The 23,267-nt window shown below is 59.2% G+C and carries 26 protein-coding genes and 3 pseudogenes; 13 read left to right on the top strand and 16 right to left on the bottom strand.

Features of this window, described 5'->3' with window-relative positions:
• The first annotated feature begins 18 nt into the window (after nt 1-18).
• On the top strand, nt 19-786 hold the full coding sequence (locus L1Z78_RS19105) for a LexA family transcriptional regulator (protein ID WP_234637942.1): 768 nt from the start codon (nt 19-21) through the stop codon (nt 784-786).
• Here L1Z78_RS19105 and L1Z78_RS19100 read toward each other — a convergent pair.
• Nucleotides 748-926: pseudogene (locus L1Z78_RS19100) on the bottom strand (tyrosine-type recombinase/integrase); the annotation flags it as partial. The gene L1Z78_RS19105 and the pseudogene L1Z78_RS19100 sit on opposite strands and share 39 nt — an antisense overlap.
• 256 nt (nt 927-1,182) lie before the next feature.
• Here L1Z78_RS19100 and L1Z78_RS19095 point away from each other — a divergent pair.
• From L1Z78_RS19095 to L1Z78_RS19080, 4 genes are all read left to right on the top strand, one after another.
• On the top strand, nt 1,183-1,722 hold the full coding sequence (locus tag L1Z78_RS19095) for a hypothetical protein (protein ID WP_234637941.1): 540 nt from the start codon (nt 1,183-1,185) through the stop codon (nt 1,720-1,722).
• Nucleotides 1,723-2,351: 629 nt separating this feature from the next.
• The gene (locus L1Z78_RS19090; protein ID WP_234637940.1) at nt 2,352-2,786 is read left to right on the top strand and encodes a hypothetical protein; all 435 of its coding nucleotides are present in this window, start codon (nt 2,352-2,354) and stop codon (nt 2,784-2,786) included.
• A gap of 81 nt (nt 2,787-2,867) precedes the next feature.
• Nucleotides 2,868-3,776 (top strand): hypothetical protein, encoded by a 909-nt coding sequence (locus L1Z78_RS19085; protein ID WP_234637939.1) that lies wholly within the window; start codon nt 2,868-2,870, stop codon nt 3,774-3,776.
• Nucleotides 3,777-4,053: 277 nt separating this feature from the next.
• A complete protein-coding gene (locus L1Z78_RS19080; RefSeq protein WP_234637938.1) occupies nt 4,054-4,497 on the top strand; it encodes an Imm10 family immunity protein in 444 nt (147 codons plus the stop codon).
• Nucleotides 4,498-4,564: 67 nt separating this feature from the next.
• Here the strand turns inward: L1Z78_RS19080 and L1Z78_RS19075 are convergent, their stop codons facing one another.
• Nucleotides 4,565-4,873 (bottom strand): hypothetical protein, encoded by a 309-nt coding sequence (locus tag L1Z78_RS19075; protein ID WP_234637937.1) that lies wholly within the window; start codon nt 4,871-4,873, stop codon nt 4,565-4,567.
• A 352-nt stretch (nt 4,874-5,225) separates the two neighbouring features.
• Between L1Z78_RS19075 and L1Z78_RS19070 the strand changes: the two genes are divergently transcribed.
• The 3 genes from L1Z78_RS19070 to L1Z78_RS19060 all read left to right on the top strand — a co-directional run bounded on the left by L1Z78_RS19070 (nt 5,226) and on the right by L1Z78_RS19060 (nt 7,580).
• Nucleotides 5,226-6,272 (top strand): hypothetical protein, encoded by a 1,047-nt coding sequence (locus tag L1Z78_RS19070; RefSeq protein WP_234637936.1) that lies wholly within the window; start codon nt 5,226-5,228, stop codon nt 6,270-6,272.
• Between the two features lie 119 nt (nt 6,273-6,391).
• The gene (locus tag L1Z78_RS19065; protein WP_234637935.1) at nt 6,392-6,553 is read left to right on the top strand and encodes a hypothetical protein; all 162 of its coding nucleotides are present in this window, start codon (nt 6,392-6,394) and stop codon (nt 6,551-6,553) included.
• 490 nt (nt 6,554-7,043) lie between these two features.
• Nucleotides 7,044-7,580, top strand: coding sequence for a hypothetical protein (locus L1Z78_RS19060; protein ID WP_234637934.1), 537 nt, complete (start codon nt 7,044-7,046; stop codon nt 7,578-7,580).
• A gap of 169 nt (nt 7,581-7,749) precedes the next feature.
• Here L1Z78_RS19060 and L1Z78_RS19055 read toward each other — a convergent pair whose 3' ends face one another.
• The 3 genes from L1Z78_RS19055 to L1Z78_RS19045 form a co-directional block, all read right to left on the bottom strand.
• The gene (locus L1Z78_RS19055; protein ID WP_234637933.1) at nt 7,750-8,025 is read right to left on the bottom strand and encodes a hypothetical protein; all 276 of its coding nucleotides are present in this window, start codon (nt 8,023-8,025) and stop codon (nt 7,750-7,752) included.
• Nucleotides 8,026-8,434: 409 nt separating this feature from the next.
• The gene (locus L1Z78_RS19050; RefSeq protein ID WP_234637932.1) at nt 8,435-8,767 is read right to left on the bottom strand and encodes a hypothetical protein; all 333 of its coding nucleotides are present in this window, start codon (nt 8,765-8,767) and stop codon (nt 8,435-8,437) included.
• A 211-nt stretch (nt 8,768-8,978) separates the two neighbouring features.
• Nucleotides 8,979-10,058: a hypothetical protein gene (locus L1Z78_RS19045; RefSeq protein ID WP_234637931.1), complete on the bottom strand. Its 1,080-nt coding sequence runs from the start codon at nt 10,056-10,058 to the stop codon at nt 8,979-8,981.
• Nucleotides 10,059-10,764: 706 nt separating this feature from the next.
• Between L1Z78_RS19045 and L1Z78_RS19040 the strand changes: the two genes are divergently transcribed.
• Both L1Z78_RS19040 and L1Z78_RS19035 read left to right on the top strand, forming a co-directional pair.
• On the top strand, nt 10,765-11,622 hold the full coding sequence (locus L1Z78_RS19040) for a hypothetical protein (RefSeq protein WP_234637930.1): 858 nt from the start codon (nt 10,765-10,767) through the stop codon (nt 11,620-11,622).
• A 349-nt stretch (nt 11,623-11,971) separates the two neighbouring features.
• Nucleotides 11,972-12,934, top strand: coding sequence for an IS481 family transposase (locus L1Z78_RS19035; protein ID WP_234637929.1), 963 nt, complete (start codon nt 11,972-11,974; stop codon nt 12,932-12,934).
• Between the two features lie 15 nt (nt 12,935-12,949).
• On the opposite strand, the gene L1Z78_RS19030 is transcribed toward L1Z78_RS19035, so the two are convergent.
• On the bottom strand, nt 12,950-13,237 hold the full coding sequence (locus tag L1Z78_RS19030) for a HigA family addiction module antitoxin (RefSeq protein WP_234637928.1): 288 nt from the start codon (nt 13,235-13,237) through the stop codon (nt 12,950-12,952).
• Nucleotides 13,238-13,246: 9 nt separating this feature from the next.
• Nucleotides 13,247-13,525 (bottom strand): type II toxin-antitoxin system RelE/ParE family toxin, encoded by a 279-nt coding sequence (locus tag L1Z78_RS19025; protein ID WP_234642211.1) that lies wholly within the window; start codon nt 13,523-13,525, stop codon nt 13,247-13,249.
• Nucleotides 13,526-14,510: 985 nt separating this feature from the next.
• On the opposite strand from L1Z78_RS19025, the gene dbpA reads away from it, so the two are divergent.
• Nucleotides 14,511-15,911, top strand: coding sequence for an ATP-dependent RNA helicase DbpA (gene dbpA, locus L1Z78_RS19020; protein WP_234637927.1), 1,401 nt, complete (start codon nt 14,511-14,513; stop codon nt 15,909-15,911).
• Nucleotides 15,912-15,935: 24 nt separating this feature from the next.
• Here dbpA and L1Z78_RS19015 read toward each other — a convergent pair whose 3' ends face one another.
• Together L1Z78_RS19015 and L1Z78_RS19010 are read right to left on the bottom strand one after the other, a co-directional pair.
• Nucleotides 15,936-16,952, bottom strand: a complete 1,017-nt coding sequence (locus L1Z78_RS19015) for a LysR substrate-binding domain-containing protein (protein WP_234637926.1) — start codon at nt 16,950-16,952, stop codon at nt 15,936-15,938.
• 14 nt (nt 16,953-16,966) lie between these two features.
• Nucleotides 16,967-17,182 carry a hypothetical protein gene (locus tag L1Z78_RS19010; RefSeq protein ID WP_234642307.1) on the bottom strand — a complete coding sequence of 72 codons (216 nt, stop codon included), beginning with the start codon at nt 17,180-17,182 and terminating at the stop codon, nt 16,967-16,969.
• Here L1Z78_RS19010 and L1Z78_RS19005 point away from each other — a divergent pair.
• Nucleotides 17,121-18,375: pseudogene (locus L1Z78_RS19005) on the top strand (MFS transporter). The gene L1Z78_RS19010 and the pseudogene L1Z78_RS19005 sit on opposite strands and share 62 nt — an antisense overlap.
• 102 nt (nt 18,376-18,477) lie before the next feature.
• Here L1Z78_RS19005 and L1Z78_RS19000 read toward each other — a convergent pair.
• The 6 genes and pseudogenes from L1Z78_RS19000 to L1Z78_RS18980 form a co-directional block, all read right to left on the bottom strand.
• The gene (locus tag L1Z78_RS19000) at nt 18,478-19,809 is read right to left on the bottom strand and encodes a type II toxin-antitoxin system HipA family toxin (RefSeq protein WP_234637925.1); all 1,332 of its coding nucleotides are present in this window, start codon (nt 19,807-19,809) and stop codon (nt 18,478-18,480) included.
• 48 nt (nt 19,810-19,857) lie between these two features.
• Nucleotides 19,858-20,181 carry a helix-turn-helix domain-containing protein gene (locus L1Z78_RS18995; protein ID WP_234637924.1) on the bottom strand — a complete coding sequence of 108 codons (324 nt, stop codon included), beginning with the start codon at nt 20,179-20,181 and terminating at the stop codon, nt 19,858-19,860.
• Nucleotides 20,182-20,329: 148 nt separating this feature from the next.
• A pseudogene (locus L1Z78_RS18990) lies at nt 20,330-20,491 on the bottom strand (IS5/IS1182 family transposase); the annotation flags it as partial.
• Between the two features lie 118 nt (nt 20,492-20,609).
• On the bottom strand, nt 20,610-20,741 hold the full coding sequence (locus L1Z78_RS28000; RefSeq protein ID WP_267967021.1) for a hypothetical protein: 132 nt from the start codon (nt 20,739-20,741) through the stop codon (nt 20,610-20,612).
• Nucleotides 20,742-20,779: 38 nt separating this feature from the next.
• On the bottom strand, nt 20,780-21,406 hold the full coding sequence (locus L1Z78_RS18985) for a hypothetical protein (RefSeq protein ID WP_234637923.1): 627 nt from the start codon (nt 21,404-21,406) through the stop codon (nt 20,780-20,782).
• Between the two features lie 9 nt (nt 21,407-21,415).
• Nucleotides 21,416-22,159 carry an SDR family NAD(P)-dependent oxidoreductase gene (locus L1Z78_RS18980; RefSeq protein WP_234637922.1) on the bottom strand — a complete coding sequence of 248 codons (744 nt, stop codon included), beginning with the start codon at nt 22,157-22,159 and terminating at the stop codon, nt 21,416-21,418.
• A 191-nt stretch (nt 22,160-22,350) separates the two neighbouring features.
• On the opposite strand from L1Z78_RS18980, the gene L1Z78_RS18975 reads away from it, so the two are divergent.
• Nucleotides 22,351-22,605 carry a hypothetical protein gene (locus tag L1Z78_RS18975; protein ID WP_234637921.1) on the top strand — a complete coding sequence of 85 codons (255 nt, stop codon included), beginning with the start codon at nt 22,351-22,353 and terminating at the stop codon, nt 22,603-22,605.
• A 97-nt stretch (nt 22,606-22,702) separates the two neighbouring features.
• Here the strand turns inward: L1Z78_RS18975 and L1Z78_RS18970 are convergent, their stop codons facing one another.
• Complete coding sequence (locus tag L1Z78_RS18970; RefSeq protein ID WP_234637920.1) at nt 22,703-23,152, bottom strand: hypothetical protein; 450 nt, start codon at nt 23,150-23,152, stop codon at nt 22,703-22,705.
• Nucleotides 23,153-23,267 lie beyond the last annotated feature (115 nt).

Genomic DNA, 23,267 nt, shown 5'->3' with positions numbered 1-23,267 from the left:
TTCCGTAAGCTACTGAGCATGTCAACCGATTTCGGCAAACGTCTCAGAAGCGCCCGCAGTCTTGCGGGTCTCACGCAAGTACAACTCGCTCGTCAAGCAGGTATGGGGCAGTCCACCATTGCGGAGCTCGAAACCCTGGGCAATGGCACTTCTCGAACAGCGACGTTGGCCTCCATCTGTCGCGTCTCGGCTTTGTGGCTGGAAAGTGGCGATGGCCCCATGACCGCCGACGCCGCAACGCTTCTATCTCAGCTCCCCGGTGGGATGCGCAGATATCCCGTGCTGTCTTTCAGTCAGGCGGTTGCCCGTATTGAAGGCGCTGATGAGACGGAGAGCCTCGGGGTCGAGGTCGCCACCTGCGATGTGTCGCCCGAAGCGTTCTTCCTTCAGTTGGAAGACAACTCCATGTCCCCGGAATTCCGTGAGGGCGACCGTGTGCTGATCGATCCAGCGCTGCGGCCGCAGCCTGGGGATTGCGTGGTGGCCAAGTCTGGGGCGCAGCAACTGCTGTTCAGGAAGTACCGGGTGCGCGGGGTGGGTGGGGCCGGCGAAGATGTATTTGAGTTGGTGCCGCTCAATGATGATCATCCTGTGCTGGGGAGTGATCGGCAGGGTTGGGTGGTGATTGGGGTGGGGGTGGAGTTGCGGCGGGCTGTGGGGCGGGGGAGAGAGGGGGGGGGGGTTGGTCTTTGGGAGGCTGATATCGATCCTGAGCAGCCATCTAGCCACAAGCCCCAAAGCCGTCATTCAGCTAGGCTGCATGCGCAACTTCAAGGAGTTCAATGAGCTGGAGATTCCTCCGGCAGCGATTTTCAGGACATGGGTATAGATCATCGTCGTGCTCACGTCCGAATGCCCCTGCAATTCCTGCACCGTGGCATGTCGGTGCCCGACTGCAACAAGTGCGTGGCAAAGCTGTGACGCATGGCGGTGCGCAGGCTATAGTGTTTGTAACGAAGTCGCTCACTGACCTGATCCAGCAATCGTATGGCATGCAGCACAGGAGGGGCGGCGGGTTTCATGGCTGAATTTGGTGCTGTTTTTTATATAAGACACATGCCGCAAAGCTACGAGCCCCTTTTGCGTTTTTTTTTTTTCGAGCCAATTTAGACCGCAAATGCCAGATATGGCCTGCGGCTTGGTGCGGTATGCATTATGTTATACGTCTTAGGAGTTGTTGCAATGGTGGAAAAGCACTGGCTCGATTATCTCTCTGCAATCGGAGCAGTCGCTACGCCAATCTTGGTGCTGGTCCTCACAGCCATTGGATGGAAGCTTCGACAAAGTGTTGAGCGAGAGCGATTGCTCGAGGACAAACTGCGTGAAGATCGCATCGGTACCTACAATTTGATCCTTGAGCCGTTCATTATTCTCTTCATGACAGATGCCGCTTGGTCAATGGACAAAGCGAACAAGGGAAAAGACAAAGGGGAGATCGCAACAGCCAAGATGCTATCGCTGGAATACCGAAAGTACGCATTTAAACTATCGCTTGTTGGCGCTGATTCTGTGGTTGTTGCCTACAACGAGCTCATGCAGTTTTTCTACAACCAAGAGGAAATCACGGCGCCGACCGAAGATAAGTTGAAGACAATGATGCGTCTTCTTGGAAATTTTCTTCTTGAGATACGCCGCAGTATGGGGAATGAAGCCACCTGCCTTTCAAACTGGCAGATGCTTGAGTGGTTCATGAAAGATGCAAGAAAGTGGCGTAATGCATAACCCGTCATTCCAGCAGAAATCCTTTGGCGGCCACTGAACTTCGACGTTATGCAGGACATCGTAGTCGTAGAAAAAAAAAATTACTTATGCTTTGCAGCATCAAAGTTCTTAAAAAATGGGATAAATTACTAAATGTCTGGGATGAAAAAATTGCCATAATCAGATCAACCGTAGAAGTGGATTTTTTACAGCTTGTTATTTGAGATGTGCAAGCCTCGCCAGGTCGATTACCACGCAGGCCGACTTCCAATAACGTTTTGCATAAATGACATCACGTAAGTGTCTAATAATTCACCCAAGCCGACGCTCATAAGCGGAGCAGCTTAGCCCAGACTTTAGGCCTACTAAGGAGTTCTTGTGAATTTTGAAGATCGCGCGGTTGCGTTCATTGACATACTTGGCTTTAAGGCACTTGTAGCAGGAGCTGTCCAAAGCGACGAGCAGTCCCTTCAGCTTTCAGCGCTGATTGACCTTCTCTCATCAGCTGTGCCAAAGTTGAATTCGAGCGTAGATCCGTCTGTCGCGGCGCACCTCGTCCCAGAGCATATCTACATCTCCGACTGCATCATCTTGAGTGTCCCCTCAAAGACATAGATCGACCAAGCTATGATGGACTTTCCATCGTCGTCATGCGCGCAATCCAGCTTTCGCATTTCTTTCTCGATGCAGGATATTTGATCCGAGGCGGAATCTCTGTCGGAAAGCTTTGGCACACTAATTCCAATATTGTCGGACCGGCCTACCAAGAGGCTTATCAGCTTGAAGATGATGGCAATGAGCCCATCGTTCAACTTTCTGATTCAGCAGCAAAGATGTGGCAAGGTGGCTCACGCATGTGCCTCCAAAAGGATGGGAAGGTTTTCGTAAACGGACTTTACGATTACTACATCCCAAATAACAACCTGCATGGTGAGATAGAGCGAACATACGGTCGCTACGCGAAGTTGGCGGATCAAAGGCTTTCGTCGGGACTGCCCCAATCTGCACACGGCAAGTGGGCTTGGTTCAAAGAGTTTCTTCAATCTGAGGCGCAAGAAGGTCTCAAGTGGGCGCATGCCTCATAATTTATTGCATCCGCGACCACCTGCGGGGGGGCTGAATTCAAACGTTGGACATCATAAATGGAGCACGCATGAGCCTTCTTCATGAAATCCAAGTGGCCGTACTCCAAGATGGGTCGGACCTTGGGCCAATACTCTCTTAGGCTTCGCCTCTTGGCAGCGCGAATCGGGAGTCAACCTCTCGCTGAGTGGGTGCGTTACGAGTCGGAGGGGTACCCGCGCGACGCAGAACTTCCAGGCTACCGATTTATTCCGGTCAGCTACACCGCCAACTTCTCGGGGCCTTTTGGGTCAGGGATAAAGAATGCGCCTATTTCACCCTACCTAGTGAAGAAGTTTGCGGGAGAGCATTGGGTACGCCACGAAATGCGAGAGAGTATCGCTGCAGTAGATGACTTGCTGGCCACCGCAGGGGACGACGGCCATCTCGGGATAAATGCAGCCGACCTCATCCTTGTGCTGCAAGGCAAGGTGTATCCAGACTACGCATGCAATTCGGTCACTGGCAGCATTGCACGCTCATCTCTTGCTTCTATTCGACACGCAGTGCGGAGTCGCGTACTCGAACTCACCCTTGAACTCGAAAAGTCTGTTCCGGATGCTACAGCTATTGCAATAGGTCCTGCTGCTTTGCCGTCTGCGCCTAGCGCAGCCACTGCAACGCAGATTGCACAGCAAATCATCTATGGCAACTTCACGTCCATCGCTGCCACTGGGGACGGGGCAACTATCCAAGTAGCAGTGGCTCCCCATGACACGCAAAGCTTGGCGCAGTTCCTGACTGGTTCTGGCATGGTGGAAGAGGACGCCAAAGAACTGGCGCGCCTCGCTGCGTCGGAAAAGCCGAGAGCACCCAGGAACCCATGGGTCCTCAGGTGCGCAATTGGTTGGTTGAGAATCTCAAAAGGCTGCGTCCGGTGCTTGGAAGATGGGGTTGCAGTTACCACCGATGTAGTAAAAGAAGCGTTACTCAAGTACTACGGTCTCAAGTAGTCAGACTAACAAGAAGAATGACGCCCAACTCATGATTCCAGCGGACCGCCTTCGGCGGCCGCTGAATTCAAACGTTGAGCGCCCGCTTTCAAAGGCTGCCAATGACTGCGCCTGGCCGGTTTACGACGTTCGCTGTACAGCCTTGCATCTAGGCCAGACGCTTGTTGACACTCATTTCTCCTTGAGAGGCAGGCTCAGCACCCAGGGCTGGGTTCAGCCCCCCCTGTCGCAAGTTCCCTCTCCAGACCCGTCGCGCCCTGGACCATCGACACCCACCATGCAAGCCTTCTCCTTCTCCTTCTCCTTCACCGCCACCTGCATCACCACAAAAGACCCCGATGGCTTCTGCCACCTGGTGGGCTTTGCCGACAAAGAGCACGGCACCAACCATTACCTGCTGCTCCAACGCTCCTTCGCGGAAGACGAGGACGATCAGGACGAGGAATTGGGCATGGACACCTACCACGTCGAATGGTGCGGCCAGCAGAACGCCTGCTATGGCGGCATTGCGCGGTTGGTGCTGGGGCGTGATGGCGCGCAGATCACGTTCAAGCGCGAGGCGGTGCACGACATGGGCGGGCTGGAACATCTGTCCATTGCCTTCGATCTTTCGGCCGATGAGTACACGGAACTGAAGGCCGCCTTGGCGGAGATCTTTGCAGGCGAGGGCTGCCTTGAGATGGCTGATGGCTTGGCCCCTGGAGCCGAGTCAGCCGCATAGGCTGCACACAGGGGCTGTGCCAGCCAATGGCGCCAGCAACCTGCGCGGGACATTCAGCTTTTCCGTTTCACCGCCTGGGCAGCGATTCGATGGCTGGCGTGGCCTGGATGTGCTTGGGCAGGCGCGGCCTGCGGAGAGGGCTGCGGTGAGCCAATCGGCCATCGGCGATCTTGAGCCGGAGAGGCATGGCTCCAGGCGTACCGCCATGCTGGTGGGTGACCGTGTGCTGATCGATCCAGCGCTGCGGCCGCAGCCTGGGTATTGCGTGATGGCCAAATCTGAGGCGAAGCAACTGCTGTTCAGGAAATACCGGGTGCACGGGGTGAGTGAGGGCGGCGAAGATGTCTTTGAGTTGGTGCCGCTCAATGATGGTCATCCTGTGTTGGGGAGTGATCGGCGAGGTCGGGTGGTGATTGGGGTGGGGGTGGAGTTGCGGTGGGTTGTGGGGCGGGGGGTGAGGGGGGGTGGTGTGTAGTCCTTGGGGAGGCTGATTTCGACCCGTTGCTGTCGTTCGACTTTGGCTGGCAATGTCTGCTGTGCGTGGAACTAGCGGCGGAAATCCTAATTGACTACATGCGAGGAAAACTGTGCAGTAACTTTTTCCGCTGCGGCAAGTTGATTGACCCCATGCTCACAAGCGCAGTGCATTGCTCGTCCGATAGGCCCTGTACGCCCTCAGAGCACAACCGCCGCATCCTGCTTTTTACGACAGGTAACTGGAGAAATACTTGAAAAGATTAAAAAGAGACCCAGAGAAATTTGATCCGCTTGAACTGTATGCTGCCATCGGAAGAGAGCAAGGATACAAGTTAAATGCGGACAATGACCACCTTGATTTTGTGAAACGCGTAGAGAGGTCCATCAAGGCCGCAAGCGACAACCCCGCTCTAATTCATGGAAAACGAATTGAAGCCATGTTTGCTCACGTGGCTGGCGGCCTCGGAAACTGCCGACTAATTAAGCAAGAAGATGCAGGAAATGTCTTTTCCGATAATGAAGAACTTCAAACGCCAGACTACCGGGTAGTTTTGAAGACAGGAGAACAGTTTTTTGTGGAAGTAAAGAATTGCCATTTCAGCAACCCTCGACATCAGTTCTACATAAAGAAAAACTACGACCAAAAACTTCAGAACTATGCGGAATTGAATCGTATTCCTCTCAAGTATGCAATCTACTACTCACAATGGAACAGGTGGACGCTTATCTCAAGAGATGCACTCACTGAGCAGAAAACCAAGTATGTGACGGATTTTCCAAACTCATACGCTAGAAGTGAAATGCTCACCTTGGGGGACCGAATGATATTAACGGAACCAGATCTTATATTTGAATTACGTGCTGCCCCAGATAAGGGTGCTAGCATTAGCTCAGAAGGAGAAGTGCGATTCATCATCGGCGGAGTGAAAATGTATTGCAATAGTCGAGAAATTTTAGATGCCAAAGAACAGTCAATTGCCTTTTATATAATGCGATTTGGGCGTTGGTCAGAGCGTGAAACAGAAGCCGTTTATGAGGATGGAAAGCTAGTCGGGGCTCGCTTCATATTCAGTCCTGAGGAGCCACCGACAGAGCACAGCTTCTCGGATGTCGGCATGCTAAGTTCGATGATTAGTACAGCCTACAGTGAACGCACTGTCCACGAGCAAGGCGTAGTTGCTCTTGATATTAAAGCCCACCCAGAGTTATTTGCACCAGACATACCATTGGAGTTCAAAGGTACGGCTTTGCCATTGTGGCAATTTTTACTCCAGCCAAACAATGCCTTTGTTCTATAAGGCTCTGATCCAAGTCATTTGGCACCAAGCACTTTACTAGGCGCAAACCACCATTTTTGACGAGCTTCGCAGCCGACCTAGCATGAACTCTCCAACAATCCGGTGCGAGGCAGTCGCAAATGCAGACACTGATCCAAGGGCTGCAGAAAGCCGGCAGCAGCCGCGCCGGGCGGCTCCTTCCGACCCTGAGCCGCCCGCTGGAAGCTCTAAAGCCGTCATTCAGCCATGATTGCCAGAAAGCCTTCGATTTCCAGCTGTCCAAAGTCTCGTTGATGCCGTAAGTCGTGTCATTTCACAAACATGTGCAACCATTGCACGTAGGCCTGCTCGGTGTACAGGCTAAAGTGTTTGTAACGAATTCGCCCACGGACCTAGTCCAGCAACCGTGTGGCGCGCAACACAGGAGGGGAAGCAGATTTTATGGCTGAATTTAGCACTGTATTTCCATACAGTACGCACGGCGTCAGGCTAGGCTACAAGTCCTTTTCTGCGTTTTTTCGTGACCGCAAGGGCCAGATATGGCCTGCGACTTGACAGCTTTTACAAGAACCAGGGATTTATATCGATCGACGAAATATTACAGAATGGCTTTGGCATGGCATATTGATACTACTTTTGGTCGGGGAAGCGCATCACTCTCTCGCGTCGGAAACACCATCGCTGTTCAGCCACATGAGGCATAATCATGCGTTCGAGTGGACGCACCGCCTATAGGCGGTGCGCTCCTTAACTCCACGTCAGAGCGCAAGTGCGCTGTCGGAGAACAATGTGTTGTACGAAATCCAAGAACACAAACATCGATACGCCGCCTGGGCAGCAAGCAGAGCTGCGAGTACGAAGACCTGTCGATTCAACGTTCTTCAGGGAAGGACAATCATCGAAGAAATTGGCCTTCAAGATTTTCTTGATCGGCCCGATGATCTGCCTAATCCACATCAGATCGACGCTGTGCACAGGGAATGGAGAGCGGTTTCAATACTGTCCGCAGAGCGTATGAACCTCATCGGGTTCGGGCACGGCGTGGCCGCGAAACTAATCAATGTCTATCTAAAAGGTACTTTCGTCTGCGGTGGACATGAGAAGCACCCAAGCGTCGCCGCGCTGCATCCACCCATCGATAGCCTGCTTCTGGATTCTCTTGAAGAAAAAGACAAAGGAGCACGAGAAATCGTTTGGAAGGAAGCGAGGAAGGCAAAGTGGTCAAAGTTTGATAGTCAGCAATACGAAAGAGTCGTAGAGGCCATTCGCTCGTTGCAAGCGGGAACCCCTCTGTGGCAGGTGGAACAGCACTGGCGGGGGTATCAATAGTGCGCTCTAACCCTCCATTCCAGGGGACCGCCTCCGGCATCCGATGAACTAAAACATTGAGCTTCCGCTTTTACTCGTAGTCACTGGCAACTCATGGCCGGTTTGTGACGTTCACTGCACAGCCCTGGATCTTGGCTGCATAGTGATGGACGCTTGTTGACTGGCCATCTCAAATCCGCCGCCCGGTCGCTTGGCGCTCCAAGATGGCGTGGAGCAAATCGTCGACGGCAATGTGGCCCGTCGCCTCAACTTTCTTCGAGATCGCGGCCAAGTAGCATTCCCAATGCTCAGAAGGCTCTTCCCAGGGCATCTCGCGAATAGTCCACCAGCGGTCAAACACCTGAGTGGAGATGCCGTCGGAACCGAGGACACGGTGGGCGTCGGGAGAAGAGGACAGGAACTCGTACTCACGAACGCGCGCAAGGTAGAGCAGTTTCACCGTCATGGCAACCGTCTCTTGGCACCAGGCCGACCTGTCGGCCCAGCACCTGCTTGTCAGCACGGGCTGTAGAAGCATGTCCGCCTCAGTCGCCACGAGTACTGATGGGAAGGTGGCCAGCGCAACTGCTGATGGCTCAATCAGGAAATAGGTGGTGTGCTTCACGAGGTCCGATACCCGCGTCAAATGTCAGCTTGAAGGGGAGATTCTGCCTGTGCCGCAGGCGGCCGGTTGTGGCCGCTTTGAGGCTTTAGCAGGCTGTTGAAAAACGATTTTCGGTGCTGCAACACAACCATTTTGAGGGTCATGGACCCCTTGGTGGGTTCGAAAAAATCGCCTACAGCGCGTTCTATGAGGCCGACCTCGAGGCCCGGTGGGAGTTGAAGTCGAATTTCAACAGCCTGTTAGACCTGAATCAGCCACTTGCATACTGCGATCCCTCAGGAAAGCTTCCCGTTCGCAGGCGCTCGCTTGTCACCGTGTGCGCTGCCCGCTGGAAGCGCTTGCCGCCCTCATCGCCGACCATCGGTCTCAACAAGCTGGCTCGCGAGGAGACCTTGTCAATGCGAAAAAGTCCGCGCTGTTGGCCGGTGAGCATGAGGCGCCCTTTTCTACGGGGGTCATCGCCCCAGACGTCGGCGACAAATACGTAGTCGACGTACTCACTGGTCTCTTTTTCCCGAAGAATTCCAAGCAACATCGCGTCGAGTCGCACCGCATCGCTGTTATCGGGGTCCGAGTGCATCATCGTATTCGTGGAGGCTATAGGAAAAACAGGAGGTAGCAACGAAGGTCTGCAGTTGGCCGCATTCTGTCTATCAGATGGTCACCTCAGCCTTCGGAACTGATCCCTTTCAGCATGGGCTGGCGGCATGGGTGCCTTCGCTGGCGGACGGTGACGCGCGGTGCGGGAAGATGGGCCACACCATCCCGCGATTGACTTGCCCGCACACGCGCCTTCAACCTCCCGGCTCCAGCCGCTCCAGAACATAGCGGCCCCGTTGAGCGATGGATGGCGCCGGGTCCGCCGCCAGTTGCAAGGCAATGGGCAGCGCCGTGCCGCCCAGCGCCTTCATCTCACGGGCCAGCGCCTCGGCAGCCTCCCGCCGTACATAGGCGCAGCGGTCGCTGGCAGCGCTGGCCAGGGTCTCCAGAAAGGGCGCGGTGACATCCAGGTGTCGCTGCCCGAAGACCGCTTCCATTCGGCCCAGATAAAGCCCCTTGTCAATCCACTGCCAGCGGCGCTCCTTCAACCAGCGCACTTTGCCCGTCAGCAGTGCGCGATAGGCCCGCGCACGCACAGCGGGCTGGATCGCATCCCGCGCAATCGTGTTCCAGTGCACATCCAGCACCGCTGTTCGTGACACTTGCGCCAGCAGCTCGGCCATCGGGCCCGATGTTCCGGAGATCACCATGTGCCGTATTCCCTCTGCAACTCCGGGTTGCTCCAGCAACTGATCCAGTACCTGCCGGTCCACCGTCTCCAGGCGGCCCCACTCCGTCCAGAAAGGCAGCGCCGCCCTGAGGGCTTGCGCTGTCTTTTCCGATCCAGCGGCGGTGGCCAGCGCCGGCAGGCACTGCCTGGCCGCGCTGCGCACCTGCGGAACCCAGTCGTTCAGCCGACGCACTGCCAGCGCCAGCACGAAGACACTCACGGGAGGCACTGCCTCACTGGTCGCGCGGCCCACACGCGGCAACCAGCGCTTCAACACCAAGGTCCACAAGGTAGGCGCCGCAGGCCCGGCCAGCACGGCACGCAGCGCATGCTCCCGGTCGAAACCACTGCCGCTGCACAAGGCAATCCATGCCGTGCCCGGATTGCGAAGCAAATGCTTGCCGACCGGTCTCGCCCCGCGGTATGCATCCACAGCGCTCCGTATCACCTGCTCCCACTGCGCCATGCGGTCCAGAGGCAGAGCCTCTGTCCGCTCCGCCAAAGCCGCCTTGGCCGCTTCACCGGGCGCGCCCGATGCCGCAGCCTCGATCACCTTCAGGACAGCCCCTCTCAACCCATCCGCCGCATCCTGCATCACCCGCATCCGCCCTCCTTGGCTGGTCTGTCTTGTTCTCCCACGCAGTATGCCGCCAGCAGCCGATCAGGCGCTCGAAGTGCGTTTGGACGTTGGCCATCGAGAACCACTGACGCTACATATCATGGCCGGCATGGGTTTAAACGTCGCCGGGCTGCTACTGGTTTTGCTAAGCAGCCGTGTATGACGGTGATTAGGCAGCGCTTGCGCTCTCAGCGAAAGATCGCTTGTGGCCGAATTGTCCCGCCCCTCTGAGCGGCTGCTTTTTGGCTGGTTGACGGCGTTCGCTGCACAGCCCTGCATCTCGGCCAGGCGCTTGTGGACACTCATTTCTCCTTGAGAGGTACCTACCACGTCGAATGGTGCGGCCAGCAGATCGCCTGCTATGGCGGCATTGCGCGTTTGGTGCTGAGGGCGTGATGGCGCGGGGATTTTGTTCAAGTGTTAGGTGGTGCAGGGCATGGATTGACGGGAGTAGTTCTGCCCCCAACAATTGATCTTCTGTTCAACTGGTACGGGGGCTAACGGTCACCTCGATCCGTATCTTTCCAGAGTGAGCTTTCCTATAACGGGGATTCCGGCTCAGGGAGTACCTGATGTCCTCCGAGGAGATAGATTGTGCTAGTTTGTGAACCGCTTGCTGGTAGTATTTCAGTTTTGGTCTATTTAACCTTTGCTGGAATAATCGTGCTATTTAACATTAAAATGGATTTTTATGAAGTTCTATTTGTATACCGGGCGAAGCTGGTTTAATGAAGCACGCACTCACAAGGTGCCAATAGTTAGTGGAATCTTGGCAGTCATTTCTTTGTCGTTGGCGCATTATGCCGGATTCCTAGTTAAAGTGCCGCTTCAGATTGTTGCGGTGGCTGGGCTGCCGCTTGCAAAAAGCGTGACAGCTACGTTTCTGTTTTATGTTTTTCTTTGTGCGGTTATTGCGCGAGTTTTAACTTCGATGCTGCAGCCTTTTGTTTTGCCTGGGCTCGCGTTGGTGGATAGATTGGAGCGCGGATTTAGTAGGGAATTGGACTTTCGGCGTCGACGTAAATTTGTTAGAGAGCATAGTAGAACAATTAGATTGGAGGGGTACTTGTGGTTTTTTATTCAATTTTCTTTTTTCTTACTGCTGATGCTTGCGATTTATGTGAAATTTGCTATTACTTGGATTTCGGGTGTTGGGCTTATTTTTTCAATATTGTGTGTGTTGATTTCTGGATTGATTAGATCTGGGTATTTTCTTCAGCCCAGATTGGTAATATTTTTAGAGAAGATAAAAAACCGTCCATCATACTTTGGACGTGCTGCATCAGCTTTATTTGTTACGATGACATCGGCGCTTGTTGTTGTGGCATTTTTCCTAGGAACCATGCGTGCAAGCCTGCTGCGAGATCAAGAGCCGCAGAAAACGATAACAAGAAACTTCTCAGGCCTGGCGACAGTAATTGCAAGTTCTGAAGGGTCATTGCTTCTTTTCCAGAAACAAAATAAAGAATTTAGATACATTTATTCCACTTCAGAATTCACGATTTCAATCGAGACTAGTCCTATTTTTTCATCCATTGAGTATAAGTGAAATTAAAATTCTTGCTCTGAATTGAAAAATGAAATATTGTTATTTATCTCTCGGGTACAAATATTTGATGAGCTGTGCTTGGTTACCAGTATTAATAGTCTCCAAGACTGCGATGATAGTCGGACGATGCCGCCATCCTGTGCCAATTTTTTCAAGTGATCACGAGGGGTTGGCTTTTCATAATGCCAAGCATAGGAGTAGTGGGGTTTGAGAACTCGGCGGAGATTCAGTCACTCGCTCTTGAATTCCTCCGCTCGATGGTGAGCCATATATTTTTCGTGCTCAGGCTTAGATGTACGGTCCCAGGAAGTCATGGTGCATTCTTCAGCCTGGAACAGGAGAAAGCACTATGGCAATCCGCCTGCATGGCAGCGCCCGCACAACGCCGCGTATCCGCGCAGAGCTCCAGCTAGCGGCCGGCTCCCATCGGTCCTTGGCCAAGCTCTACGGCATCAATCCCAAGACCGTGGCCAAGTGGCGTGCCCGCACCTCGGTGCTCGACGAGCCTATGGGTCCTCGGGACAGAGCAAGCCGGCATCTTTCTCAAGAGCAAGAACATCTGGCAATTGCGTTACGCAAGCAAGGGCATTTGTCGCTGGACGATCTCATGGGACAGCTCCTGGAGACAGCACCCAAGCTCAGCCGCAGCGCCTTGCATCGATGCCTGCAGCGTCACGGAATCAGCCGACAACCCGTAACGCACCTGCCACGAAGGCACGGAAAGTTTGAAGAAACGACGCTGGGCTTCGTGCACATCGACAGCGCTGAAATGAAGATCTCCAGTGGCAGACAGCACATGTTTGTCGCCATAGATCGCGTCACAAAATTCACGCATGTCGCGTTCTTTGACAGGGCCACGAAAGCCAATGCAGCACAGTTCCTTCGGCAGGTGCTTGTGGCCTTCCCGTACCGCATACATACCGTTCTGACGGACAACGGCATGGCCTTTACGGGACAAGAACGCTTCAGAGGCGGCGTCACCGACACATGCATCGGTCACATCTTTGAACGCATCTGCAAGTTCAACGGTGTCGATAAAAGGCACACCAAGCCATATCACCCCTGGACGAACGGCATGGTCGAGCACATGAACCGGACCATCAAGGAATCCACGATAAAGGCGTACGAGTACGAGGGACTGGAGCAGCTACGGGAGCATGTCCAGGCCTTCGTTCAAAGCTACAACTTCGGCAAGCACTTGAAAGCGCTCAGGTGGAAGACACCATTCCGGGCGATTTGCGAGGCATGGGAAAAAGATCCAAGCCGCTTTAGACTTCATCCGCACCATCTCACTGTGGGACTGAACATCTAAGTCTTTTGGGTGCGCCTATGCCACGACTGCGGAGGCGAAGCGATGGATGCGCGGCCGCTTTGCCTTGCTGGCCTTGTACAAGTCATACTGCATTTGCATGCCGGCCCACAGTTCCGGGCTCGTGCCAAACGCGCTGGCCAGCCGAAATGCCATGTCGGGGGAGATCCCCGAGTGTCCGGAAGTAATGCGCGTCAGCGTCACGCGGTTCACGCCGAGCTGCTGGGCGGCGTCCGTGACGGTGATATCCCCGAGGTACTCGCGCAGGACTTCGCCAGGGTGGGGGGGGTTGTGCATCTTGCTCATATCGTTCTCTCAGTGGTAGTCGAGGTAGTCCACCAATACGGCATCGGTTCCTTCAAACATGAAAACCATGCGCCAGTTGCCATTGACGCTGATGGCCCAGTGCCCTTGCAGGCTCCCTTTCAAGGCATGCAGCGCCCAGGCCGGGGCCGCCATATCTTCGGGCTTGGTCGCCTGGTTCAACGCGGCCAGTTGCAGACGCAGGCGAACGGCATGGGCCGGCTGAATTCCCGCCTTGCTCCCCGTCTCGAAATACTGCTGCAGCCCTTTGTGTCTGAAGCTCTTTATCATGATGTCATATTGTAGCGTGTAGCGCATCACGAATCAATCTTCCTGATCCGTCGAACCCTGGGCGTCGCCCGGCGAAGCCGGGCCGCGCTGTCGTGCTGCGCATCAAGCCCCCTTCGGGGTCTTGCCCCCTGCGGGCTCCATCGTTCCCTTCGGCTGACGCCTCCGGCCCGGCTGGCCAGGCCCGCGCGCTGCGCTTGCCCTCCAGGGGAATGCCCGCGGGCACTCCCCGTCGCGCCCGCTTGGCGTCCCTGCAACCCCGCCGTCCCGGCTGCGCCGGCACGGCCAGATGATGACCTGGTGCGTCTGCCGGCCAGGGCCGGCCGTGCGCTCGTGCTGCGCATCTAGCCTCTGACGGGGCTCGCCCCTGCGGGCTTCCCGCATCCCCTCGCCGCGCTCGGCTCAGACGCCTACGGCCCGGATCACGATCCGAGCCTGCGCGCTTCGCTTGCCGTGCGCTGGGCAAGCAGAACAGGCCGTTGCCTGTTCAGCCGTCTTTCCTGAGTGCGTCACCTTTGCCGGGACCGTAGCCCGCTCCCGTGGGCCGCCAAGGCGCACCAGGCCGTGTCCTCGCTGCGCTGCGGGCCGCACCCACCTGGCGCTTCTCCCTTGACGGCCCCCGTCCGCGCGCTCCTTTTGGCGCCGGGCGACGAACTCAGGAAAGACGGTGGCAACAAGGCCAACCGGGTTCTTCATGCCAACCGCACACGGGACAACCGAAAGGCAGGGCTCTGATCTTGGAATCCGGTGTGCGGGTAGGCGGCACCGAGGTGGCGCCGGGTGACTTGCGGATCTTGCCGCTGCTGGGCGGTGGGCATCCGCTTGTGGTGCAGCACGTGGCCGCCGTGGTTGTTCTCTGGCGCCGCGCCAACGAAGGGGGCAACGCCGCAAACGGCTCCGTAGCCGGGCAACCCGCAGGGACGCAGCCTCCCGCCCGCCACTTGCCGTAGCGCTTCGGTCTTCAAACCGCCAACTTTAAAATGCCGCCATGACTCTTGCCCCGGCCTCCCCCAACTCCTTCCACAAACTTGCGCTTTCGCCTGCAACGCTCGCGAACCTTGAGCGGCTTGGCTATCTTGAAATGACGGCGATCCAGCTCGCCAGCCTGCCCCCTGCTCTTGAAGGCAAGGATGTGATCGCGCAGGCAAAAACCGGCAGCGGCAAGACCGCGGCCTTTGCCCTGGCGCTGCTGGCCAAGCTGGATACGCGCAATTTCTCGGTACAGGGCCTGGTGCTGTGCCCCACGCGCGAGCTGGCCGATCAGGTGACGACGGAGATCCGCCGCCTGGCGCGTGCGGAAGACAACGTCAAGGTGGTGACCTTGTCCGGTGGCGTTCCGCTGCGCGGCCAGAGCGCGAGCCTGGAGAACGGCGCGCACGTGATCGTCGGCACGCCCGGCCGTGTGATGGATCACCTGGATCGGGGCAATCTGAACCTGGATTCGCTGAACACCCTGGTGCTCGACGAAGCGGATCGCATGCTCGACATGGGGTTCGTCGATGACATCGCCAAGGTCGCCAGGCAGTGCCCTGCGCAGCGCCAGACCTTGCTGTTCTCCGCAACCTACCCTGAAGGCATTGCCAAGCTGGCCGCGCGATTCATGCGTGACCCGGTCACGGTCAAGGTCGCCGCGCAGCACAGCGGCGAGCAGATCGAACAGCGCTGGTACGAGGTGGACAAGGAAGAACGGCTGCCTTCGGTGGCGCGCCTGCTGGAGCATTTCCGGCCCGAGAGCACGCTGGCCTTCTGCAATACCAAGGCGCGCTGCCGGGCCCTGGCCGAGCTGCTGCAAGCCCAGGGCTACAGCGCGCTGGAGCTGCATGGCGATCTGGAGCAGCGTGACCGTGACCAGGTGCTGGTGCGTTTCGTGAACGGCAGTTGCTCGGTGCTGGTGGCCACCGATGTGGCGGCGCGCGGGCTCGATGTGACGAATCTGGGCGCCGTCATCAACGTGGACATCACGCCCGACCCTGAGGTGCACGTACATCGCATCGGCCGCACAGGCCGCGCCGGCCAGAAAGGTCTGGCGCTCAGCCTCGCGACGATGGACGAGATGGGCGCGGTCGGCAACATCGAGCAGATGCAGGGCAGCCCGTCCGTCTGGTACCCGCTGGACGAGCTGACGCCCACGCCCGGTGGCCGGCTGCTGCCATCCAGGGCGACCATCCACATCAATGCCAGCCGCAAGGACAAGATCCGCCCGGGCGACGTGCTGGGCGCTCTTACCGCCGACCTGGGCTACACGCGCGAGCAAGTGGGCAAGATCGACATCAACGAGTTCGCGACCTATGTGGCCGTGGATCGCAAGATCGCGCATGACGTGGTTGCCCGGCTCAACAGCGGGAAGATCAAGGGGCGGACGGTGAAGGCGCGGTTGCTCAAGGATTGAGGGGCTTGCGGCGCGTCGGCCGCGTCAGGCACTTGGGGGCAAGGCCGCCATCGAACCCGGCGTCACCTGGGCCATTGTTGGGTGGCCCGGCCCCTGGGGCCGCACGGGCATGGCGTCTTGCTGCACGCGCAGGTGGTCGCGCACTGCGGTGACCAGGATGTCTGCAAGGCGGTCCACGGGCTCTTGCGGTTGCAGCGTGGCGCGGCCCAGGATCAGGTCCATGGAGGGCAGGGCGGGCAGGCCCAGGGCCTGCGGGTCCAGGGGGCGCACGTGCGCTGGCAGGCCGAACGGCGTGCGCACGGAGATGCCCAGGCCGGCGGCCGTGGCGGCCCAGACGGCGGTCAGGCTGGCGCTGTTGAAGGCGTGGCGCCAGGCGATGCCTTTCCTGTCCAGCACGGTGGTCACGATGTCGCGCAGCGGGCAGGGCGCGTCCAGCATGGCCAGCGGCAGGGGCTCGCTTCCTGGCGTGCCTTGGGCCAGCGTGCGGGCCCAGGCGGCATCGGCCAGGTCGGGCGAGGCGGGGCCGATCCACTGCAGCGGCAGCCTCAGGATGTGCTCGCCATGGGGGCAGGCATGGTTGACGCCGGCATCCCACAGCAGGGCGAGGTCGAATTGCCCCAGGGCGATGCGCTCGCGCAGTTCCTGGCTGCGCGCCACGCTGGCCTCGATGCGTACATGGGGATGGGCCCGCGCGAATTGCCCCAGCACGGTGGGCAGCACGCTTTCGCCAAGGTCTTCCTGCAGGCCCAGCCGCACCAGGCCGCGCAGCTCGCTGCCGCGCACGGCGGCCACGGCCCGGTCGTTGAGTTCCAGCAGGCGCAGGGCGTAGCCGCGCAGGGTCTCGCCGGCTTCCGTGAGCACCAGCCCCCGGCCGGACTTGCGCAGCAAGGGGGTTTCGCACTGGGATTCCAGCTTCTTGAGCTGGGCGCTGACGGCGGATGTGGAGCGGCCCAGCCGGTCCGCGGCCTTGGCGAAGCTGCCCAGTTCCACGCCGGTGCAAAAGGTGCGCAACACGTCCAGGTCATAGAGCACGCGCGTCATCGCCAACCTCCTGATCATGCGGAAAAAGTGGATTGTAGGTTTGAAATTATGTGATTTTCAGGATGGTTTGGGCTGGAGATACTGCCGCCCATGAACTCTTCTTTTGCGGGTGATGCTGCTGCTCCGAGCCCCTTGTCCGACGCCGTTTCGCCACGCCACCGGTGGAAGGTGCTGGCGGCTGGCGTGATCGCCAATGCCGCGTTTTCCGTGGCGTTCAGCGGGATTCCCATGACGGCGATCCTGATGCGTTCGGGCTACCGGCTGGACAGCCAGACGCTGGGCCTGGCGCTGGGGCTGATGGGCCTGGGCATTGCCTTGAGCGAGTTGCCCTGGGGCGTGCTGACGGACCGCTGGGGCGACCGGCCGGTCTTGCTGCTGGGCCTGTGCGGCACGGCCCTGGCGCTGGCGGCGATGGCGTTGTGGGCGTCACCATCCGGCTCGCATGTTCCGCCGTTCGGGTGGCTGGCCGGGGGGGCTGGTGCTGGTGGGCCTGCTGGGGGGCAGCGTGAATGGGGCCAGCGGGCGGGCCGTCATGGGCTGGTTCGCGGAAGGCGAGCGGGGCCTGGCCATGAGCATCCGCCAGACGGCCGTGCCGCTGGGCGGCGCCATCGGCGCGCCTTTGCTGACGGCACTGGCCGCGCATGCCGGCTTCAGCGCGGTCTATGGCGTGCTGGCCGTGCTGTGCCTGGGGGCCGCGGTCTTTGCGGCGCTGTGGATCAAGGAGGCGCCGTCCCTGGATTCGCAGCCGCAACCGGGGCTTCAGCCGGGCTCCGGCAGTGCAGCCCCCGGCTTGCCCAGCCCGCTGCGCGACCGGCAGACCTGGCGCATGGCGGCGGGCATCGGCATCCTGTGCGGGCCCCAGTTCGCGGTGCTTTCCTTCGGCACGGTGTTTCTCCATGACTTCGCGCATCTGGGGCTGGGGCCTGCGGCCGTGGCCATGTCGGTGGTGCAGCTGGGCTCCATGGCGCTGCGGATCTGGAGCGGGCGCTGGACCGACCGGCACCGCAACCGGCCTGCCTTTCTGCGCGCCTGCTGCCAGCTCACCCTGGTGCTGTTCGCGGTGCTGGCGGCCCTGAGCCTGTTCGGCCGCCTGGGCGGCGCCCCCGTGTCGGCGCCGATGGGCGTGGTGTTGCTGGTGCTGCTGGTGGCCTGCGGCATCTGCGTGTCGGCCTGGCACGGCGTGGCCTACACCCAGTTGGCGGGACTGTCGGGCGCGGCCCGTGCGGGCACGGCGCTGGGCATGGCCAACACGTCGGTGTTCGCAGTGTGTTTCCTGGTGCCGCTGGCCATCCCGCATCTGCTGTCGGCCGAGGGCTGGAGCCTGGTCTGGGCCTTTGCGGCCGCTTGCGCGGCATGGGCCATGCGCCTGTTCGCGGGCGCGGGCGCCCGTGCCGGTGCGCCGGGCCGGTCGCAGCCTGTCTAGAGCGTGTTATGCACTTTGACGAGCCCGCGTTGGCTCTGCACCTTGCGATCACCAGCGCGCAGAGCCGACGCGGGTTCGTAGAAATGCACAACACGCTCCAGCTCAAGCCTTGGCCGCTGTCTTGTCCTGCCGCTTGCGCAGCGACGCAATGGCCGGCGTGGCCTCGAAGTGCTTGAGCAGGCGCCGCTTTTGCTCATCGAGCAGGGTGGAGGCCGTGATCATGGCGGGCCAGGCTTCGAACGCCTTGCGCACGGTGTCTCGGATCACGGCATTCACCTTGGGCTCGGGCAGGCCGGGAACCTCGTTGCACAGCTGGCGAATCACCTGCGGGGTCACGCGCGGCTGCCTGGGGCCGTTCGATGAGAACTTCAGCGCATGCCCCTTGCCCGTGAGGTAGGCGGCGTAGGCGACCACGTCGTAGGCGGGTGACAGCTCGGGCGTCCTGCCGTCCGCATACAGCAGGCCATGGTTCTTGAGATGGGCGTCGAAGTTGCCCAGCAGGTCGTTGACCACGATTCTGCGCACCATCTCCAGGGCGGCCTGGATGCCGAGCCCAGGCGTGTGGGCCAGGACGCGCAGTATGGATGCGTAGCTGGCCAGCGCGTGGCTGTACTTGTCCTCGGGGCCCACGCCCAGGATCTGCGCGAAGTCCTCGCAGTGGATGTGCCTGTCGCCTGCGCGGTCGAAGCGGCGCACGGCCAGGAACTGCCGGCCCTGTCCCAGTATGAAGGGCTGGTCTGCATCCATGTGCTCCAGCGGTACCAGCTGCACGTCGCAGATGTTGACGCCCGCCGCCGCCGCCAGCCGCATGGAAAGTTCCTCCACGACAGGCAGCAGTGGGTATTCCACGGTGGGAAGCTTGGCGATGATGTGGACGCCGCGTGCGTCCTTGCTCCTGGCCACGTAGCGCCCCCCGGATTGCAGCAGCGAGAGCTTGGGCTGCACGCCGGACAGGGATGTCGCCTCGGGCAGTGCCAGCGGGGTCACGGTGGCCTCCAGGGCGTCGTTGTCCTGGGTGACGATGCGGGCCACGCTGCGGGCGTCCATGGGGGCCTGCTCTACGTAGACGGCGCCTGGCAGGTCCGTCCCGCAGAGGCTGAGCAGGCCGAAGTCGTCGTTCCTGTCCAGCTTGCCGATCTGCTCCAGGTGGCGGCGCAAGGGGCCTTCGGGCAGCAGGTTCTGAAAGAACGCCGGCAGCCTGTCGCCCTGGCCGTTGAAGAAGGGCTGCAGGGCATGTTCCTGCAGGAAGACGGCGCGATCCTGCGGGTCGGACACCAGGGCGTTCTGCGAGAAGACCGGGGCGGCGTCATCGGCCCAAAACCGGGGTTCCGGCACCAGCCGCGTGATGGCATTGGGCCCCGTGCCGTACTGGAACAGCAGGCCTACCTTGCGCTTGCGTGGACCCAGGAAGACGTTGAGGGCTCGGTATTGCATGGGGTGGCGGGGTGGTAGGCTGGGGTGGTGCCTTGATGGCGGCGGCTGCTAGTTCCCGGCTTTTTGCGGGGATGAGGCCGGCAGGTCCGGGTTCAGCCGTCGCTCCACATCGCTGAGCACGGTTCGCTGCGGGGCAGCCGCGCCCGTCCCGGCAAGGGACTGTGCTGCGCCCTTGGGCATCAGCACCAGTTCCAGGCCCAGCTCGGATGCCAGGGCCATGGCATTGGTCAGGCGCGGGGCCGAGTCGCCGGCAAGGATCTGCCGCACCGCCAGCCGGGACAGGCCCGTCTCGCGCGCGAGCGCGTTGATGGTGACCTTCCGCGCCTTCTGGGCGTCGGTCATCGCCTGGGAGAATTCGCCAAGGGTTTGCATGATCAGTCAACTATGCATTTCGGAAGAATGATTGGTTTTTAAACCAGCTCGATGCCTTTTTTCAAAGGAAACTAAAGTATCCATTTTTGCATTATGGATAGTTAACTTACATTGATGGGTGGCTGCGTATGTTGAAGGCACCACGGTAGCCGATGGCCTGCCGCGCTGGCTCACACGATGTTTCCAGCTGTGCCCGCTCTTGCTCGTCGGCTGGCGCGACAGGCGCGGCAAGCAGATGGCCCAAGGTAGACACGGCCATCGGGGCCTTGCTGCCACGCCTGCGTTTGTTGTATCCATCATGGCCTGCACGCGATTGACCACTTGCCGGGCACCGAGGCGAATGAGGAGGTCCGTGATCCGGCGCATCGGCCGAGTGCTGCTGCAGGCCCGGAGAAGACCGGCCGGTGCGCCGGCCCTGCCGCTCACCCTCAGATCGCATCGTGGGAACGGGACACGGCCGGATCGTAGAGGGCATTGAACTGCGCCTCGGATTCCGCATTCCTGCAGAGCCTGGCGATGTACTCGAGTTCATCCAGGAAGGGCTCCTCGCATTCGGGCATGTCAGTGGCGTATTCACAGTTGCGCGCCAACTGCGCATTCAGGGGTCTGCTCCTGCGCCTGGCGCCTGCGGCATGCGCCTCCAAGCGGGCCTGGTGGCGTTGAACACCACGTACGCCAGGCAGTCGGGATTGCGCTCCTTGAAGTTGAAGGACAGCTCCCCCCATGGCCGCGTGGACGAGAACGAGGTCGCCTCTTCCAGCGAATGCCCGCGTGGGGCACCCGAGAGTTCCAGCGGCCCATGGTGCGCACGCACGTCGGCAATCCTGACGCAGGGGCCCTCCAGGTCCAGGACCAGCAGGCCGATCCGCGGGTCGGCCTTCTTCACCCGCAAATCGACGTTCGATACCCGCAGGCCGTCACGAAGGCGAAGCCCTGCGCCCTCGAAGAAGTCGAACAGCGGGTTGCTCGGGGCGACATATTCTCGAAGGGGCAGGGAAAGGGCCGCTTCGACGTTTCGCCTGCTGAATGGCGCTTGCCCGGCAAGCGCGTCAATCGCCTGCCAAAGCGTCAACCGTCCGGCCTGGGCATCCTCGGCAGTCGCTGCCGCGGGCGTGATGGACGCGGCGGCAAGCAGTGCGGCCGCCGCACAGGCCCGCAGGCCGCCACGGATGGCAGGCTCTTTCGGTGTCATCTGCATGGGCATGGGCTGGAATTCTTCCTTCACGTCGAACGGTTACGTGAGGTTCAAGCCACCATCCGACAGCAGGATCTCTCCGGTCAGATAGTCCGAGGCGACCAGCATCGCGACAGCCTGGGCAATGTCCTCGGGGCTGGCCGAGCGTCGCATCGGGGCGCGTGTCTTCCACAGCTCCCGGGCCTGCGTCCAGTCCGAGGTCAATGGCGTGTCCACCAGTCCCGGTGCGACGCCATTGACCCGGATATCGGGTCCGAGCGAGAGTGCCAGCAAGCGGGTCATGTGATTGAGCGCAGCCTTGGTGGCCGAATAAGGGATGGATGCGCCTTTGGGCCGGACACCTGCATGCGAACTGATGTTGATGACGCTGGCAGGGCGCCCCGTTCGAGCGGCTTCGCGCAATGCCGGTTCCGCTTCGGTGATCAAGCGAAACGGGGCGATGACGTTGATCTCGTACAGCTCTTGCCAGATGGCCGGCGTGGCCGCAGCCAGGTCCGCATGGGGGATGACGCGGCTGATGCCGGCGTTGTTGACGAGCACATCGAGCCGTCCCCAGGCCGCGACCGCTTCCCGCACAAGCCGCGTCCTGTCCGCGTCATCGGCCAGATCGGCCTGCACATGGATGGCGAAACCAAGTTCACGGGCCATCGCCTGCCCTGTCTGCGCTGAACTGCGCGAATGCAGGACCACGGAGAAACCGTCACTCGAGAGCCGCCTGGCGATGGCCGCGCCTATGCCGGAGGTCGAACCCGTGACAAGGGCTACAGGGCGCTGAATCGTCATACGAACACCGATGGGTTGAGAGGAGGGGAGATTCTTGCCAACCCAGGCCGTTCTGTCCAACGGCTGCTCCGGGGGGCTCAGTCGGTCAGTTTGTCTTCCCGCTATCTGCCGTGTGCAGTTGCCGGCACCTGGCCCGGCTGGAGCAGCCTCCCGATGGACCGTACCAGGACTTCGGCGGGAAACGCGGAGAAATGGCCGCCTCCACCGAACTGTGCATCCGGCCCCAGCAAATTCCCCAGCACCAGGACCCGCTTGCCGTGCCATTGCCGAAGCTGATCCTCGTCGCACGGAAGGGCACTTGGCCCGATGCTCAGTCACAGGCTCGATGGTTCGCGCGGGCCGCCATCTTTCGCAAGGCGGCGCTCCGACTTTGGGAAATGCTCCAGAGCCGTCCCCTCGAACTCGAAGCGAAGGAGGCCTGCCAAGGAGATGTCCTGGCCGACTAGGGTTGCCAGTTCACCAGGCGCTGCATTCACGGAAAGTGCAGGTTGCATCGAATTTGGGCCATGAGCAGCCTGCGGCTTCGCTTGAAGAAATGGGAGGTTATTGAGTCTTGATGACTTGTTCACAGTCTTTTGGCTTGATGATGAAGCGTGTGACCTCGAGTCCATCATTTCCTCTGTATACGAAGCTGGTCGTCACATCATATTTTATAAAATTCTTCATGTCGGCGGAGGTGCAATATTTTTCACGAATGATGGGCTCCATGAAGTCATGAATTTTTTGTGAGTCGATGTCAGATGATTTGTGAAAGGGAAGTGAGTGAAAGAATGTGAACTTCCTGCCTGCTTCGCTGACCGTCCTGTCCAGTCGTGTCTGATCATCGACCATTTTTGGTAGATTCACGTTTATTTTCAACGACAAGTCGTGCAAATTCTTGTCTGTGCTTTTGGGATAAATGGCTTTGAATAGCTCTTTGGCGGTTTCTGTTCCAATTCCCATGCCGAAAAGAATGGCGATGCCTAACGCAAGGCTTAGAAATATGTGCTTCATAGGCTGTGTTTATTGGGAGGCTGTCGAAATGTGAGTGGCGATGGTTGTCTGGAATTTATTGTCGCCTGACGCGAATGGAATTTCGGATTCGCCCTCGTCGCATCGAATGACGGCG

It is taken from the genome of Delftia tsuruhatensis, from assembly GCF_903815225.1.
GTDB classification, from domain to species: Bacteria; Pseudomonadota; Gammaproteobacteria; order Burkholderiales; family Burkholderiaceae_C; genus Comamonas; species Comamonas tsuruhatensis_A.
The sequence above is the reverse complement of the archived record's forward strand: the minus strand, read 5'-3'. Positions and strand labels throughout refer to the sequence as shown.

Bases quoted from the DNA above. Each gene is read 5' to 3' on its own strand.
- L1Z78_RS19105 (WP_234637942.1), top strand. From the start codon at position 19: ATGTCAACCGATTTCGGCAAACGTCTCAGAAGCGCCCGCAGTCTTGCG.
- L1Z78_RS19095 (WP_234637941.1), top strand. From the start codon at position 1,183: ATGGTGGAAAAGCACTGGCTCGATTATCTCTCTGCAATCGGAGCAGTC.
- L1Z78_RS19090 (WP_234637940.1), top strand. From the start codon at position 2,352: ATGCGCGCAATCCAGCTTTCGCATTTCTTTCTCGATGCAGGATATTTG.
- L1Z78_RS19085 (WP_234637939.1), top strand. From the start codon at position 2,868: ATGAAATCCAAGTGGCCGTACTCCAAGATGGGTCGGACCTTGGGCCAA.
- L1Z78_RS19080 (WP_234637938.1), top strand. From the start codon at position 4,054: ATGCAAGCCTTCTCCTTCTCCTTCTCCTTCACCGCCACCTGCATCACC.
- L1Z78_RS19075 (WP_234637937.1), bottom strand. From the start codon at position 4,873: ATGACCATCATTGAGCGGCACCAACTCAAAGACATCTTCGCCGCCCTC.
- L1Z78_RS19065 (WP_234637935.1), top strand. From the start codon at position 6,392: ATGCAGACACTGATCCAAGGGCTGCAGAAAGCCGGCAGCAGCCGCGCC.
- L1Z78_RS19055 (WP_234637933.1), bottom strand. From the start codon at position 8,025: ATGACGGTGAAACTGCTCTACCTTGCGCGCGTTCGTGAGTACGAGTTC.
- L1Z78_RS19050 (WP_234637932.1), bottom strand. From the start codon at position 8,767: ATGATGCACTCGGACCCCGATAACAGCGATGCGGTGCGACTCGACGCG.
- L1Z78_RS19045 (WP_234637931.1), bottom strand. From the start codon at position 10,058: ATGCGGGTGATGCAGGATGCGGCGGATGGGTTGAGAGGGGCTGTCCTG.
- L1Z78_RS19040 (WP_234637930.1), top strand. From the start codon at position 10,765: ATGAAGTTCTATTTGTATACCGGGCGAAGCTGGTTTAATGAAGCACGC.
- L1Z78_RS19035 (WP_234637929.1), top strand. From the start codon at position 11,972: ATGGCAATCCGCCTGCATGGCAGCGCCCGCACAACGCCGCGTATCCGC.
- L1Z78_RS19030 (WP_234637928.1), bottom strand. From the start codon at position 13,237: ATGAGCAAGATGCACAACCCCCCCCACCCTGGCGAAGTCCTGCGCGAG.
- L1Z78_RS19025 (WP_234642211.1), bottom strand. From the start codon at position 13,525: ATGATAAAGAGCTTCAGACACAAAGGGCTGCAGCAGTATTTCGAGACG.
- dbpA (WP_234637927.1), top strand. From the start codon at position 14,511: ATGACTCTTGCCCCGGCCTCCCCCAACTCCTTCCACAAACTTGCGCTT.
- L1Z78_RS19015 (WP_234637926.1), bottom strand. From the start codon at position 16,952: ATGACGCGCGTGCTCTATGACCTGGACGTGTTGCGCACCTTTTGCACC.
- L1Z78_RS19010 (WP_234642307.1), bottom strand. From the start codon at position 17,182: ATGGGAATCCCGCTGAACGCCACGGAAAACGCGGCATTGGCGATCACG.
- L1Z78_RS19000 (WP_234637925.1), bottom strand. From the start codon at position 19,809: ATGCAATACCGAGCCCTCAACGTCTTCCTGGGTCCACGCAAGCGCAAG.
- L1Z78_RS18995 (WP_234637924.1), bottom strand. From the start codon at position 20,181: ATGCAAACCCTTGGCGAATTCTCCCAGGCGATGACCGACGCCCAGAAG.
- L1Z78_RS28000 (WP_267967021.1), bottom strand. From the start codon at position 20,741: ATGCCCGAATGCGAGGAGCCCTTCCTGGATGAACTCGAGTACATCGCC.
- L1Z78_RS18980 (WP_234637922.1), bottom strand. From the start codon at position 22,159: ATGACGATTCAGCGCCCTGTAGCCCTTGTCACGGGTTCGACCTCCGGC.
- L1Z78_RS18975 (WP_234637921.1), top strand. From the start codon at position 22,351: ATGGCCGCCTCCACCGAACTGTGCATCCGGCCCCAGCAAATTCCCCAG.
- L1Z78_RS18970 (WP_234637920.1), bottom strand. From the start codon at position 23,152: ATGAAGCACATATTTCTAAGCCTTGCGTTAGGCATCGCCATTCTTTTC.